At 70.8% G+C, this 12,708-nt stretch carries 14 protein-coding genes; 8 read left to right on the top strand and 6 right to left on the bottom strand.

Annotated elements, in window-relative coordinates; genetic code table 11:
• Window positions 1-69: 69 nt before the first annotated feature.
• Window positions 70-1,014, bottom strand: a complete 945-nt coding sequence (locus ACIA5C_RS29195) for a GlxA family transcriptional regulator (RefSeq protein WP_396060624.1) — start codon at window positions 1,012-1,014, stop codon at window positions 70-72.
• Between the two features lie 98 nt (window positions 1,015-1,112).
• Between ACIA5C_RS29195 and ACIA5C_RS29200 the strand changes: the two genes are divergently transcribed.
• Window positions 1,113-1,751, top strand: a complete 639-nt coding sequence (locus ACIA5C_RS29200) for an HD domain-containing protein (RefSeq protein WP_396060180.1) — start codon at window positions 1,113-1,115, stop codon at window positions 1,749-1,751.
• An 11-nt stretch (window positions 1,752-1,762) separates the two neighbouring features.
• A complete protein-coding gene (locus ACIA5C_RS29205) occupies window positions 1,763-2,674 on the top strand; it encodes an NADP-dependent oxidoreductase (protein WP_396060182.1) in 912 nt (303 codons plus the stop codon).
• Here ACIA5C_RS29205 and ACIA5C_RS29210 read toward each other — a convergent pair.
• On the bottom strand, window positions 2,664-3,506 hold the full coding sequence (locus ACIA5C_RS29210) for an alpha/beta fold hydrolase (RefSeq protein ID WP_396060184.1): 843 nt from the start codon (window positions 3,504-3,506) through the stop codon (window positions 2,664-2,666). The two genes, ACIA5C_RS29205 and ACIA5C_RS29210, sit on opposite strands and share 11 nt — an antisense overlap.
• Before the next feature lie 173 nt (window positions 3,507-3,679).
• Window positions 3,680-4,438 (bottom strand): DeoR/GlpR family DNA-binding transcription regulator, encoded by a 759-nt coding sequence (locus ACIA5C_RS29215; RefSeq protein ID WP_396060186.1) that lies wholly within the window; start codon window positions 4,436-4,438, stop codon window positions 3,680-3,682.
• A 58-nt stretch (window positions 4,439-4,496) separates the two neighbouring features.
• Between ACIA5C_RS29215 and ACIA5C_RS29220 the strand changes: the two genes are divergently transcribed.
• Window positions 4,497-4,850 (top strand): DUF4406 domain-containing protein, encoded by a 354-nt coding sequence (locus ACIA5C_RS29220; RefSeq protein ID WP_396060188.1) that lies wholly within the window; start codon window positions 4,497-4,499, stop codon window positions 4,848-4,850.
• Window positions 4,851-4,914: 64 nt separating this feature from the next.
• Window positions 4,915-5,388 carry a hypothetical protein gene (locus ACIA5C_RS29225; RefSeq protein WP_396060190.1) on the top strand — a complete coding sequence of 158 codons (474 nt, stop codon included), beginning with the start codon at window positions 4,915-4,917 and terminating at the stop codon, window positions 5,386-5,388.
• Window positions 5,389-5,474: 86 nt separating this feature from the next.
• Here ACIA5C_RS29225 and ACIA5C_RS29230 read toward each other — a convergent pair whose 3' ends face one another.
• Together ACIA5C_RS29230 and ACIA5C_RS29235 are read right to left on the bottom strand one after the other, a co-directional pair.
• On the bottom strand, window positions 5,475-6,239 hold the full coding sequence (locus tag ACIA5C_RS29230; RefSeq protein ID WP_396060192.1) for an SIMPL domain-containing protein: 765 nt from the start codon (window positions 6,237-6,239) through the stop codon (window positions 5,475-5,477).
• A gap of 84 nt (window positions 6,240-6,323) precedes the next feature.
• The gene (locus ACIA5C_RS29235) at window positions 6,324-7,787 is read right to left on the bottom strand and encodes a diguanylate cyclase (RefSeq protein ID WP_396060194.1); all 1,464 of its coding nucleotides are present in this window, start codon (window positions 7,785-7,787) and stop codon (window positions 6,324-6,326) included.
• Between the two features lie 198 nt (window positions 7,788-7,985).
• Here ACIA5C_RS29235 and ACIA5C_RS29240 point away from each other — a divergent pair, with 198 nt between their 5' ends.
• Window positions 7,986-8,780: a MarR family transcriptional regulator gene (locus ACIA5C_RS29240; protein ID WP_396060196.1), complete on the top strand. Its 795-nt coding sequence runs from the start codon at window positions 7,986-7,988 to the stop codon at window positions 8,778-8,780.
• A gap of 60 nt (window positions 8,781-8,840) precedes the next feature.
• Here the strand turns inward: ACIA5C_RS29240 and ACIA5C_RS29245 are convergent, their stop codons facing one another.
• Entirely contained in the window at window positions 8,841-9,407 is a 567-nt protein-coding gene (locus ACIA5C_RS29245; protein ID WP_396060198.1) for a hypothetical protein, read from the bottom strand.
• Between the two features lie 137 nt (window positions 9,408-9,544).
• On the opposite strand from ACIA5C_RS29245, the gene ACIA5C_RS29250 reads away from it, so the two are divergent.
• The 3 genes from ACIA5C_RS29250 (at window position 9,545) to ACIA5C_RS29260 (ending at window position 12,689) form a co-directional block, all read left to right on the top strand.
• Window positions 9,545-11,470 carry a sensor histidine kinase gene (locus tag ACIA5C_RS29250; protein ID WP_396060200.1) on the top strand — a complete coding sequence of 642 codons (1,926 nt, stop codon included), beginning with the start codon at window positions 9,545-9,547 and terminating at the stop codon, window positions 11,468-11,470.
• The gene (locus ACIA5C_RS29255) at window positions 11,461-12,105 is read left to right on the top strand and encodes a response regulator transcription factor (protein WP_396060202.1); all 645 of its coding nucleotides are present in this window, start codon (window positions 11,461-11,463) and stop codon (window positions 12,103-12,105) included. The genes ACIA5C_RS29250 and ACIA5C_RS29255 overlap by 10 nt, the downstream gene beginning before the upstream one ends.
• 371 nt (window positions 12,106-12,476) lie before the next feature.
• Complete coding sequence (locus ACIA5C_RS29260; RefSeq protein WP_396060204.1) at window positions 12,477-12,689, top strand: type II toxin-antitoxin system HicB family antitoxin; 213 nt, start codon at window positions 12,477-12,479, stop codon at window positions 12,687-12,689.
• The last annotated feature ends 19 nt before the right edge of the window (window positions 12,690-12,708 follow it).

Raw genomic sequence — 12,708 nt, forward strand, 5'->3', positions numbered from 1 at the left:
GCAGCCGGTACGCCTGCTGCTCGGCCGCCGGCAGGAGATCCAGCCGTTCGTTCACACCGGCACCAGCCTTCAGCCGGCCACGGCGCGGCGGGTCGTTCGGAACCGCCGCTGGTAGGCGGCCGGGCTGATCGACAGCTTCCGGGCGAAGACCCGGCGCATGCTCTCATAGCTGGGGAAGCCGGCCCGGGACGCGGCCTGCGTCGCCGTGTGCCCCTGGTCGAGCAGCGCCCGGGCCATGTCGAAGCGGATGTTCTCCACGTAGCGGGCCGGTGTCGTGGACAGCTCGTCGCGAAACAGCCGGGTGAGCTGGCGGGTGCTCACGTTGAGATGTTTCGCGAGTTCGTCGAGCGAATGGTCGCCCCGCGGATTCGCGGTCACCAGATCGGTGATCTTCCGCAGTGCCGGCGAGCGGGGCGGCGGCCCTTCCAGCGGGGCCGAGAACTGGGACTGGCCGCCGGCCCGCTGCATGTAGACCACCATGGAGCGGGCGACCGAGCGCGCGACGTCCGGCCCGTGATCCTCTTCGACCAGAGCGAGCGCCAGATCGATACCGGCCGTCACGCCGGCCGACGTGTAGGTGGTGCCGTCGCGTACGTAGATCGCGTCCGGCTCGACGTGGCACGTCGGGCACCGGGCGGCGAGCTCGCCCGCGACCTTCCAGTGCGTGGTCGCGCGCTTGCCGTCGAGCAGCCCCGCGGCGGCCAGGATGAACGCCCCGGTGCAGATCGACACGACCCGGCCGGCCCGGGCCGCCAGCATCCGCGCGGCGTCCGCCAGATCGGCCGGGACCGGGGCGCGGGGATAGAGGTCGGAGCCGGGCACCAGAAGAACGTCGGAGGCCCGCTCGGCGGAGACCGCGCCGTCGACCGCGATCCGAACCCCGAGGTTCGACGTCACATCGGAACCGGTCGGCGACAACAACACGGTCCGGTAGGCCCCGGCCTGTTTGAACACCTCGGCCGGACCGGCAACGTCCAGCAACGTCACGCCGTCGTAGACGAGTACCGCGACCATGGCCACCGGCCATTGGTAGCACAGCGCGTCCGGATCTGAGTGGTTCCTGGCCGGACGAGGGCGGCGCCGGACGTCGTACGAAGGGCAGCATGGAGGTCATGCCAGAGGTCATCGCAGGGCTGACGGTTCCCCGGACGGCCGCGGTCGCCGAGGCGACCCGGCTGATTCAGGACACCACCAGCCCCCTCGTCTACCACCACTCCCGGCGGGTCTTCCTCTTCGGCCTGCTGCACGCCGGTCGGCTCGGCCTGGAACCGGACCCGGAGCTGCTCTACCTGGCGGCCATGTTCCACGACACCGGCCTCCTGACCCCGTTCTCCGACGTCGAGCAGCGCTTCGAGCTCGACGGAGCCGACCATGCCCGCAAGTTCCTCGCCGGCCGCGGTTTCCCGCCGGCCGCCACCGATACGGTGTGGGCGGCGATCGCGCTGCACACCACGCCCGGCATCCCCGGCCGGATGGCCCCGGAGATCGCGGTCACACACTTCGGCGTCCTGACCGACGTGGCAGGCTTCGGCTGGGGCGAACTCGACCACGATCAGCTGGACGCGATCGTGGCCGCCCACCCGCGAGGGGACTTCAAGAACGAGTTCCTGAAAACCTACTTCGATGGGCAGAAGGATCGTCCGGAAACCACGAACGGCACCGTGAACGCCGACGTGGTCGAACACTTCGACGCCGGCTTCCACCACACGACGACGGTCGAGCGCGTCCTCGGCTCGCCGTGGCCCAGCTGAAAGGATCCACCATGCAAGCGATCACCGTGAACGACCGTGACGCGGGCGTCGACGGCCTGACCCTGACCGAGATGCCGTACCCCCACGCGGCGGAGAACGACGTCATCGTCCGTGTGCACGCCGCCGGGTTCACGCCCGGGGAGCTCGCCTGGCCGGCCACGTGGACCGACCGCGCCGGCCGCGACCGGACGCCCAGCATCCCCGGGCACGAGCTGTCCGGCACCGTGGTCGAGCTCGGCCCCGGAACCACCGGCCTGACCGTGGGCCAGCGGGTGTTCGGCATGGCCGACTGGGCCCGCAACGGATCCCTGGCCGAATACACCGCGGTCGAGGCCCGCAACCTCGCTCCGCTCCCGGCCGACATCGACCACACCGTGGCCGCCGCACTGCCGATCTCCGGGCTGACCGCGTGGCAGGCGCTGTTCGACCACGCCCACCTCACGACCGGCCAGACCGTCCTGGTCCACGGCGCGGCGGGCGGCGTCGGCTCGATCGCCGTCCAGCTCGCCCGCGAGGTGGGCGCCGTAGTGATCGGCACCGGCCGGGCCGCCGACCGTGACGTCGTGCTCGGCCTGGGCGCCCACTCCTTCCTCGACCTCGACGCCGACGATCTGAAGCAGGCCGGCGAGGTGGACGTGGTGCTCGACGTCGCCGGCGGCGACATCCTCGAACGGTCGGCGGAACTGGTCCGCCGGGGCGGCACCCTGGTCAGCGTCGCCATGCCGCCGAAGGTTCAGCCCCGGGACGGGCGGGCCGTCTTCTTCATCGTCGAACCCGACCGCGTACGCCTGGCCGACCTCGCCGATCGCGTCCGCACCGGCCGCCTGAAGCCGATCGTCGGCGCCGTACGGCCGCTGTCCGAGGCGCCCTCCGCGTTCGGCCGCAACCGCCGCCGCACCCCCGGCAAGACGATCATCGCCTGACCTGTCCCGGTTCCGACGGCGATCCCGTGCAGGCGGCCAGTTCGTGGAACGCCGCCCGCACCGCACCCGGCCGCTCGATCCAGGGAAAGTGCGCGGCGCCCTCGATCCGGCGGTGCAGGACGTGACCACCCCGGAACCGGGGCTCGTTCCACAGCCGCTGGGCGACGATCCGGTCCTCCGCGCCGCTGACGATCAGGGTCGGGACCGAGGCGGGCCACCACCGCATCTCGTACGTGCGGTCGAAGTTCCGCGCCGACCAGTCCACTGCGCCGGCGTTGTACGGCATCCGGCCCAGCAGTTCCGCTCCCGCGGCCACACCACCCGCGGCAAAGTTCCAGGGGGCCGACGCCACCGCCAGCCGCCCGAGATTCGCATCGGTGGGGTCGGCCTCGTAGACAGCGGCGGCCGCGTCGACCTCCGGCAGCGGGTTCTGTCTAGTCATCCGCTCGAAGTCGGCCAGCCACCCGGCGTGCGGCGCCGAGCTGACCAGCACGAGCCCGGCCAGCAGCGGCTCCAGCGCGGGCACCGACAGCAGGTACATCCCGCCGGTCGAGTGGCCGACGAACACGGCCCGGGGCAGCGCCTCGGCCGCCTCCACAAGCACACCCGGCCACCCGGCGAACGGGTCACCACCGCCCGGGTTGGACCCGTCACCGGGCAGGTCGACCAGCCACGTCACACCCGGCACGTCGATCGCCTCGGCCAGCCCGTACAGGCTCTCCGACCCGATTCCCGGACCACCCGGAAGCAACAGCCAGTTGAGTCCACCCGGCCGCTCACCCACCGCCCGCAGCCGCACCCCGGACCCGGTCCAGAACTCCCGCATAGTCACGCCGCGGGATCTTCCACCCCGCCGGCCCTCTCGCGCGAGACAATTTCCCGACGAGGAGCCGCTGAGCGCCGACGAACGGACCTGGCGGACATCCGCGGATATCGACAAGCTTTGGGCTACGACCTCCGCCGGCTGCGGGAGGAGTGCCGACGCTTCCGGACCGGATGGGCTGGTCAGCGAGCCTTGATGATCGTCGTCCCCCGGTTCAGCAGCTCGGCGATGACCGGATTGTCGTCCGGGGCGTCGGTGATGATGCCGCTCACCGACGTTACCGGCAGCACCGTGAACGGCGACGCGGTGCCGATTTTTTCGCTGCTGGCCAGCACGTAGGTGTCGGCCGCCTGCCGGGCGAGGGTGCGTTTCATCGCTGCCTCGTCGGCGTCGCCGGTGGTCAGGCCGGCCTCGTGGTGCACGCCTGTGACACCGAGCAGGAACAGGTCGGCCCGCACCTGGCCGGCCGCCTCGGCGGCGGCCGCGCCGCAGGTGACGGCCGAGTGTTTGAAGAGCCGCCCGCCGATCAAAAGCACCTCGGCGGCCGGGTGGTCGACCAGCGCGGCGGCCACGGTCACGCTGTGGGTGACGATCGTGACGGCCAGGTCGTCGGGGAGGGCGGCGGTGACGGCCAGCGCGGTCGTACCCCCGTCGAGCAGCACCGTGCTGCCGGGCCGGATGAGGGCGGCGGCCGCGGCGGCCACCCGCTGCTTGCTCGACGTGGCGACCGTCGTACGCGTCGCGTAGTCGGCGGCGGCCGGCGAGACCGGCAGGGCTCCCCCGTAGACCCGCTGGCAGAGCCCGGCTGCGGCCAGCTCGCGCAGGTCGCGCCGGATGCTGTCCTCGGCGATGCCCAACTCGACGGCGATGTCTTTGGCGACCAGCTTGCCGTCGGCGTGCAGCCGGGTCAGCAGGAAGTCGCGTCGCTCCGCGGCCAGCATGCGCGTTTATCCTCACTCTTATCGACTGTTGCGTGTTTTGCAGTGTAGCGTGCCGACCATGCTGATCCTCATCGCCGGGCCCTACCGCTCGGGCACGGGCGACGACCCCGACCTCATGGCCGCCAACCTGGCCCGGCTCGAAGTGGCGGCGTGGCCGATCTTCGAGGCCGGCCATGTGCCGATGATCGGGGAATGGGTGGCGCTTCCGGTGCTGCGGTCGGCCGGGGCGACCGGGGTGTCCGATCCGTTGGCCGAGCGCGTGCTCTACCCGACCGCCGAGCGGCTGCTCGCCCACTGCGACGCGGTGCTGCGGCTCCCGGGCGCCTCCACCGGCGCCGACCAGGACGTGGCAATCGCGCAGAAACACGGACTTCCCGTCTACTACCGGGTGGAAGACGTCCCGATCCATTGATCGAACCCGTTTGACCGTGGCTGGTAGCGTGCCGCGCGATATGAGGATCATGGGGGGAAAATCAATGCACTGGACCCGGCTCGTCCTGAGTGGCTCGGCCATCGCGGCAGTGATCGCGATGTCCGGTTGCGACCCGAAATCCAGCCCGGAAGCATCCGCAACGTCGCCGTCGGCGGCCGCCTCGCCGGCCCCGGTGGTTTCGAGTGCCGTTGCCCCGACTGAAGACCCGGCCACCACCAAAGCCTGCGGCGAAATGAAGAAGGACATCAAAGACAACGCGGCCAAGATCACCAAGGCCAAGAAGATCGGGCCACCGGCCGGGAACATCGCGGTCAGTGCCCAGTGGGCGGCCGGCTCGGCCGCGGTCATCGCGCATTCGATCGGCGCGAGCGAGACGGTCAGCACCGCCGCCGACAAGGTTCAGAAAGAAATGATGAACCTCAGCGACGAGTACAACAAATCCGCCGGCGCGAAGCCCAGTGAAAAGAAGCTGGAAGCCGCCATCAAGGACTTGAACACCGCCTGCGCGGCAGCCTGACCACAGGGAGCAGGCTGATCGCGTACGGCATCAAGCGCAACCGGCGACGGCCGTGACCGGACCGCCCGGGTCGGCCGGCTCGCGGGTCAGGGGTGCTTCGGCAGCGAGTCGAGAGCCCATTCCACGGTGACGTTCACCGTCACCCGCTGCCGGCCCGGCTCGATCGGAAACCGTGAATCCATTGCGGCCGGACTGAACTGTCCGACGGGCACCCCGTAGCTGGGCGCCGTCTCGTTCACCTGGACGACCCGGCCAAGCGGTCGACCGGCCTCGCGGGCATACAGTTCGGCCTTTTGCCGGGCGTCGGCGAACGCCTTCTTGCGGGCCTCGGCGAGCAGTGCGGCGTCATTCTCGATGGCGAACGACACGCCATTCAGCCTCGCCGCGTTACCTCCGGCGGCGATGGCGGCTGAGATAAGGTCCCCCGCGCGCCGCAAGTCCCGGATCTTCGCGGTGAGCCCTTGATTCACGGTGTAGCCGGTAATTTGCTGGTCGTTGTTCACTTTCGAGCCGATGCTGAAATTCGACGTCTGGAGGTCGGCCCGGGCAATCCCGGCCCGGACGAGCGCGTCTCGCATCTCCACGGCCGCGACCTTGGCGCCGTCCAGGGCCTGGCCGACCGTGGAGCCGCCGGCCTCCACCGCGAAGTCGACGGTGAGCGTGTCCGGCTCACCGGATACCTCGCCCGTGCCGGTGACCAGCACATTCTCCAGGAATTGACCGGCCGGCGGGGAATCCGCCGGGGCGGCGGCCGAGGCGAACGCCGGACGACCGCCGAGCGGCCCAGGCGACAGCAGGACAACCGATGCCAGCACGACGAGTACGGGCGTTGTGACACGTGACCGGATCATTCCGCCTATTCAAGGCGGCCCGGCTTCCGGCCGATGCCGTTTGCCGCACAAATAAGCCGTCCGGGCGAAGCGAACGACCCGATGTCAGCGTGCCGTTACGGCGTCGGCGGTGGCCGCCGCGACGATCCGGTCCCGGCCGGTGTGCTTGGCCTCGTAGAGTGCGGCGTCGGCACGGGCGATCAGTTCCTCCGACGTCTCGGTCCCGTCCCAGGCCGCGACTCCGGAGGAGAAAGTCTGCTCGGCGGGCGTTGCCGGGCGCAGCCGTTCCATGATCGCGCAGCCTTCGAGGACATCGGTGCCGGGCAACAGCACGATGAACTCCTCGCCGCCGTAACGGGCGAGGATGTCCTGCTGGCGCAGCCGGCTCAACCAGGCCGCAGCGGCCTCCTTGAGCAACCGGTCGCCGGCCTGGTGCCCGCGGGTGTCGTTGAACGCCTTGAAGTGGTCGAGATCCATCATGCAGACGCTGACCGGCCGGCCGCTCTGGCGGGCCTGCTCCAGCACCCGGGGCAGCTCGTCGGTCCACGCGCGGCGATTGGGCAGGCCGGTGAGCTCGTCCCGGCGGGAAAGCTCGCGCACCTGCTCGGCCTGCCGCTCCACGAAGCGCAGGAGCACCGTCAGACGCGTCACCACCAGCACCGACATGATCGTCGACCCGGCGGCGATCGCCACACCGTGCCGGAAAGCGCCGTGCGACATCTGCATGACGAGCACGGCCGGGGCCATCAGCAACGCCAGGAGCAGCATCGACATCAGCGGAATCCCGGGCGGGCGCGGCAGGGCGCCGGCGCGCTGCTTGTCGGTGGCGGTGGCATGCCGCATGGCGTACGCGAGGATCGCGAACGCGACGAAGTAGAAGATGTCGATGCCGCGGACAACCCAGGCCGGCACACTGTGGTCGCCGACGAGCAGCCAGATCAGATCGCCGAACAGGAAGCAGAGCAGGCCGGTCGCGAGCCACGGCGGCGTGGTGCCCCAGCGGCTGCGCCGGGGACCGGCATGGTCGCCGCTGCGCACCAGGATAAGCGCCAGGAAGATCAGCAAAAGGTCACCGACCGGGTACGCCACCCGCACGACCTCCCCGAAGGCGGTGTAGTCGCTGTCCTGCAGGGCCGGCGCGACGGCGTACACCCAGGCCAGCACCCCGATGCCCGAGGTGATCGTGGCCGCGTCGAGCGCGGCGGGCCGGATCAACCGGGGCGGCCAGCGGCGGATCATCAGTCCGATGCTGGCCAGAACGGCCGGATAGAACAGCAGGTAGAAGGCGTCGGCCACGGTCGGGTAGGTGTCGCTCTTCAACACCTCGGACACGATGGTGTTGGGCACCACGGCCGTCCCGTTCGCGAAGATGCCCAGCGCGAGCAGGTACCACGGTAGACGCGCGTTGCGGGGCAGCCGGGTCGCGGCGATCACGATCGCGGCAACGGGGCCAAGGGTGTTGACGAGTGACCAGACCAGTTCCGACCACGGACCGAGCGGCAGCACGAGATAACCGACGATAGCGAGCGCCATCGCCACGACGTACGTCTTCCACCCCCTACGACCCATAGGACCAAGGAAACCGCATTTCCGGTGCCCGCAGCGCGCGATATCAGGTGCAGAACGGGAGCAAGGAAAGCACGGCGAGCGAGTTGTCGTATCCGGGCCGCGTTGTTCGTAGCTAGGTTGAGAGGCCGCCCCCGAGGGCGGCGTCACGACCACAGGAGATGCCGACCGATGCCACACCCCCAGGCCAAGGTCCACCGCATGTTCGAGCTCGTCGAGCCGATCGCCACCGTCACCTTCTCCGAGGTGCCGAACGAGGCGTTCCTGGCCCTCGGCATGCGCAACTACTGGGACGGATATTTCGCGGGCCGCGCCGCGCCGCTGGGAATGGCACCGGCCGAGGTGGTGCACGCGGTCTTCTACAACTTCGCCGACGGTGAGGTGGCGCGCCACATCCCGTGGGTGTGGAGCAGGACCACCCCGCAGGAGGCGATCGCCGTACGGGAACGGGGCAGCGCCGCCGCGCTGCGGCAGATGATCGGCGAACTCGCCGGCTCCCCCGGTCTGGTGCGGGTCGCCGACCTGGCTACCCGGGCAGCGGTCAGCGCGCCCACCGAGGGCCGGGTGCTGTACGCCGGGCTCCGCGCGCTCGACGTCCCCGACGAGCCGGTGGCCCGGCTATGGCACGCGGCGACGCTGCTGCGGGAGCACCGCGGGGACGGCCACAACGCCGCCCTCGTCGCCCACGGCATAGGCGGCACCGAGGCCCACGTCCTGCTCGCTCTCGCCCTCGGCATGCGGGCGGAGCAGTTCGGCCGCGTACACCACCTCCCGGAGAAACAGCTGGCCGCTGTCGTCGACCGGCTGCGCGGCCGCGGCCTCGTGGACGCCGCCGGCGGGTTCACCGACGCCGGCCGGGACACCCGGGAGCGGATCGAGGCCCTCACCGACGAACTGGCGGCGCCGGCGTACGACGCGCTCACCGCGAACGAACTCGACGAACTCATCGCGGGGCTCGAGCCGATCGCCGCCGCGGTCGAGGCCGTCGAGGACTGACGACCCCGACTCGCATGGCAGCGCCGTCCGAGATGAGCCGCCGCCTGACCATGATCGGCTTCAGCTCGCCGCTTCGGGGGCCGGGTGGCTCACGCGCGGCGCCGGAGTGAGCGTCTTCAGCATTGCCACGGCGACGAAGCCGGCGACCAGGACGACGTTGTCGAGCACGGCCAGCCACTTGATGTCGGCGATGTGCGCAACCGGGAAGACGAGCGCCGCCACGGCGATCGCGGCCGTCGTCCAGAGCGGGGCTAGGCGGCGCAGCGCGACCGCACACATCAGCAGCGCGAGCGGGAAGCAGAGGCCCAGCGGTTTGATCAGGTTGGCGGCGCCCGGAGCGTCGACGAGCGCGGTGTCGCCGAGCGACACATGGATGGTGTCGAAGCCGTAGGCGACGTTGCCCGCCACGCCGAGGGCGCCCACGACCAGGAGGGTCGTGGCAACGATGCCATCGACGCGGCCGACCACCCACAAGATGACGAACTGGTACGCGACCGAGCCGAGGACCTGGATGACGCCGGCGGTCGGGTCGGCCCAGCCGCGCGCCGCGTACAGGCAGTCGGCCAGCAGGTAGATCAGTGGGGCGAATACCAGCGAGGAGGCGAGCAGGCGATCTTTGCTGTTCATGGCGGCTCCTGACCCGAGGGACACGCTGTCCGGCACAGCGTCTCCTCCACCGGTCAGCCGGGGCATCCGGGCCAGCCCGCCGACATTGCCGGGTTAACCCTGGTCACAAGCGATCGGCACGCTGGCACGATACAGACGTGTGGATCGGAGCGGCCCGATGGGCGGCGGGGACGGCAACCGCGGTGCTGGTTGCCGGCGGGTTCGCGCTCGGCCTGCACCTCGCGAACTTGCACAACGGCCTGATCGCCGTCTCGTTCACTCTGGTCGGGCTCTATGTGGTCGGCCGCCGCCCGGGCCATCGCGAGGGCCGGCTGTTCGTCGCGACCGGCGTCGCGCACGCGGTGATGTTCGCCGGCCGCCAGTACGGCCTGCACCCCGGCCCGCTGCCGGCCGCGTCCTGGATCGGCTGGCTGGGCGTGTGGCCGTTACCGCTCGTGCTGGTGCTCAGCTTCCTGACGCTGATGGCGTTCCCGACCGGCCGCCTGCCGTCGCCCGGATGGCGTCCGGTCGTCGTCGTCCTCGCGGTGGTCGGCGCGGTCCTCACCGCGGTGTCCGCGCTGTGGCCGGTCGAGTACGCGCGGACCGCACTCGTGGCGCCGCACCCGCTGCACGTGCCCGGCGACCACCTGGCCGAGGCTCTCTATCCCGGTTTCCGGTCGGCCGCCTATCTTCTGTTTCAGCTCATCGCGGCCGCCTGCGTGATCGTCCGGCTCCGGCGGGCGCGCGACGACGAGGCACGCCAGCTGCGTTGGTTCGTCTGGTCCGTAACGTTGTCGGCCGCAGTGATGGTGCTGGGCCTGATCGTGCTGCACTCGCCCGTCCCCGGGACGTTGACCGTGCCGCTGGTGGCGGCCGTCGCGGGGGCCGCGATCCTGAAGTACCGCCTCTATGACATCGACCCGGTCATCAACAAGTCGTTGGTGGTCGGCGCGATGGCGGCCGTGGTGACGCTGGGCTACGCCGCCGTCGTGGTCGGCGTCGGGCGGTTGGTCAACGGTGACGGCACGCTGCTGTCGTTGCTCGCCACCGCGCTCGTAGCGGTCGGGTTCGAGCCGCTGCGCCGGCGGGTGCAACGCCTGGCCGACCGTCTGGTCTATGGGCATCGGGCCACGCCGTACGAGGCTCTGGCCCGGCTGTCGGCCCATCTCGCCGCGCCCGCCGGCTTGCTGCTGGACAACATCTGCGCCACGGTGGCCGACGCCGTCGGTGCCCGCGAGGTGGTGCTGTGGGCGGGGCCGCCCGAGGCGCTGCGGGCCGTTTCGGCCTGGCCTGCGACTGTACGGCCGGTCGCGCCCCCCGACCTCGGCGACGGCGCGACCGTGCCGATCCGCCACGACGGACAGTTCCGTGGTGCGGTAACGGTGACGAAGGCGCCCGGCGACGCGGTTTCCCGGACCGAGCGCCGGCTGGTCGCCGACCTGGCGGCCCAGGCCGGGCTGGTGCTCGAGCTGCGGGCGACCGCGCAACGGCTCGTCGCGGCGGGCGACGCCGCCCGCCGCCGGCTCGAGCGCGACCTGCACGACGGCGCGCAGCAGCGGCTGGTGACCGTGGCCCTGGAGCTCGGCTCGGTGGTGCGGCTGGCCCGCGACGCCGGGTCGGTCGAGGTGGCCGCCCGCGCCGAACAGGTACGGACCGGGCTGCTCGCGGCGACCGCCGAGCTGCGCGAGATGGCACGAGGGCTGCACCCGGCCGTGCTCACCCAGGACGGTCTGGAGGCAGCGGTCGGCTTTCTCAGTGACCGGTCTGCAGTACCGGTCCGGTTCGTCGTCGATGTGGCGCGGCGGCTGCCGGCCGAGGTGGAGGCCACGGCGTACTTCGTCATCAGCGAGGGACTGACCAACGCGGCCAAGCACGCCGCCGCCGGGCATGTGGCCGTGCGCACCGAGCTCACCGCGGACGGGCTCGTCGTGGAGGTGACCGACGACGGCCGGGGTGGTGCCGCGATCCGGCCGGGCAGCGGCCTGGAAGGGTTGGCAGACCGGCTCGCCACGCTCGACGCCCGGCTGCGCATAGACAGCGGACCGGCGGGCACCAGCCTGCGGACGGTGATCCCGTGCGGGTGATGCTCGCCGACGACGCGGTGCTCTTCCGCGAAGGCATGGCCCGGATCCTCGCCGACTCCGGCTTCACCGTCACCGGCCAGGCCGGGGACGGGCCGGCGCTCGTCGACCTCGTCCGCGCCGACCCGCCCGATGTCGCGGTGATCGACCTGCGGATGCCGCCCGGCCACGCGGCTGAGGGCATCGATGCGGCCACCGCGATCCGGGCGCTTCAGCCCGCCGTCGGCCTGATGTTGCTGTCGCAGTACGTCGAGGTGCACCATGCGCTGCGGCTGATGACGGAATTCGACGGCGGCGTCGGCTACCTGCTCAAGGACCGCGTGTCAGATCTCTCCGCGTTCGGCGCCGACGTACGCAAGGTGGCCGGCGGCCAGACCGTCATCGACCCGGAACTGGTGGCCCGGCTGGTGGCCCGCCGCCGCGAAAAGGATCCGCTCGACGCGCTCACGCAACGGGAACGGGCCGTGCTCGCGCTGATGGCCCAGGGCCTGTCCAACGCGGCGGTGGCGGCGGACCTGCACCTCGCGGTGAAGACCGTCGAGGCGCACGTCACCTCGATCTTCACCAAGCTGCGACTCGCCCCGCACGACCGCGAACACCGCCGGGTGCTCGCCGTCCTGACCTTCCTGCGCGCCTGAGAAGTACGGTGGGCCGGATGTTGCCGTGCCGTCATCGCGCTGTTTCGAGGAATGCGGCGGCAACAAGCGGGGCAGCCGAGCATTGAGGAAGACCACGGTTCAGCATCTCGGAAAGCGAGATCTTGCTTCGGATCTGTGCCAAGTGATCCTCCAGCCGGGGCCGAACGTTGCACCATGCGAACCATCCGGCGGCAAGGGTGGGTGCCACTAACGGTCAGTCCGACGTCATTCACGGCGGGCACACCGGATCGCGAGGGATCGGTGCCGCCGACCACTTGAGCACCCCGTAGTCACACGACTATAGTCGTGTGATGGAACGCAGTCGCAGGACACCGACTGGCCAACCCTCATTGGCGCGCTATGGTGCCTTCATGGCCGAGCTTCGCCCCGTTACCGTGCCAGTCCTGGTGGAGCGCGACGAGGATGGGGTCTGGTCCGCTCATGCCCAGCTGCGTCCGGGTGTGGGCGCGCACGGCGAGGGCGAAACCGAGGAAGCCGCATTGGAAGATCTCCGTGAGGCGCTCGTCGGGCTGATCGAGGAGTTCGGCGTTCCTCGGGAGCTTTCGGTCACCGTGGCTGCATGATGTCTCCGGTACTTCGGTC

The sequence above is a fragment of the Actinoplanes sp. NPDC051343 genome, from assembly GCF_044455125.1.
Taxonomy (GTDB): domain Bacteria; phylum Actinomycetota; class Actinomycetes; order Mycobacteriales; family Micromonosporaceae; genus Actinoplanes.

Excerpts from the sequence above, each read along its gene's own strand:
- ACIA5C_RS29205 (WP_396060182.1), top strand. The coding sequence starts at position 1,763 with ATGCAAGCGATCACCGTGAACGACCGTGACGCGGGCGTCGACGGCCTG.
- ACIA5C_RS29240 (WP_396060196.1), top strand. The coding sequence starts at position 7,986 with ATGTTCGAGCTCGTCGAGCCGATCGCCACCGTCACCTTCTCCGAGGTG.
- ACIA5C_RS29245 (WP_396060198.1), bottom strand. The coding sequence starts at position 9,407 with ATGAACAGCAAAGATCGCCTGCTCGCCTCCTCGCTGGTATTCGCCCCA.
- ACIA5C_RS29195 (WP_396060624.1), bottom strand. The coding sequence starts at position 1,014 with ATGGTCGCGGTACTCGTCTACGACGGCGTGACGTTGCTGGACGTTGCC.
- ACIA5C_RS29235 (WP_396060194.1), bottom strand. The coding sequence starts at position 7,787 with ATGGGTCGTAGGGGGTGGAAGACGTACGTCGTGGCGATGGCGCTCGCT.
- ACIA5C_RS29220 (WP_396060188.1), top strand. The coding sequence starts at position 4,497 with ATGCTGATCCTCATCGCCGGGCCCTACCGCTCGGGCACGGGCGACGAC.
- ACIA5C_RS29260 (WP_396060204.1), top strand. The coding sequence starts at position 12,477 with ATGGCCGAGCTTCGCCCCGTTACCGTGCCAGTCCTGGTGGAGCGCGAC.
- ACIA5C_RS29225 (WP_396060190.1), top strand. The coding sequence starts at position 4,915 with ATGCACTGGACCCGGCTCGTCCTGAGTGGCTCGGCCATCGCGGCAGTG.
- ACIA5C_RS29200 (WP_396060180.1), top strand. The coding sequence starts at position 1,113 with ATGCCAGAGGTCATCGCAGGGCTGACGGTTCCCCGGACGGCCGCGGTC.
- ACIA5C_RS29215 (WP_396060186.1), bottom strand. The coding sequence starts at position 4,438 with ATGCTGGCCGCGGAGCGACGCGACTTCCTGCTGACCCGGCTGCACGCC.
- ACIA5C_RS29230 (WP_396060192.1), bottom strand. The coding sequence starts at position 6,239 with ATGATCCGGTCACGTGTCACAACGCCCGTACTCGTCGTGCTGGCATCG.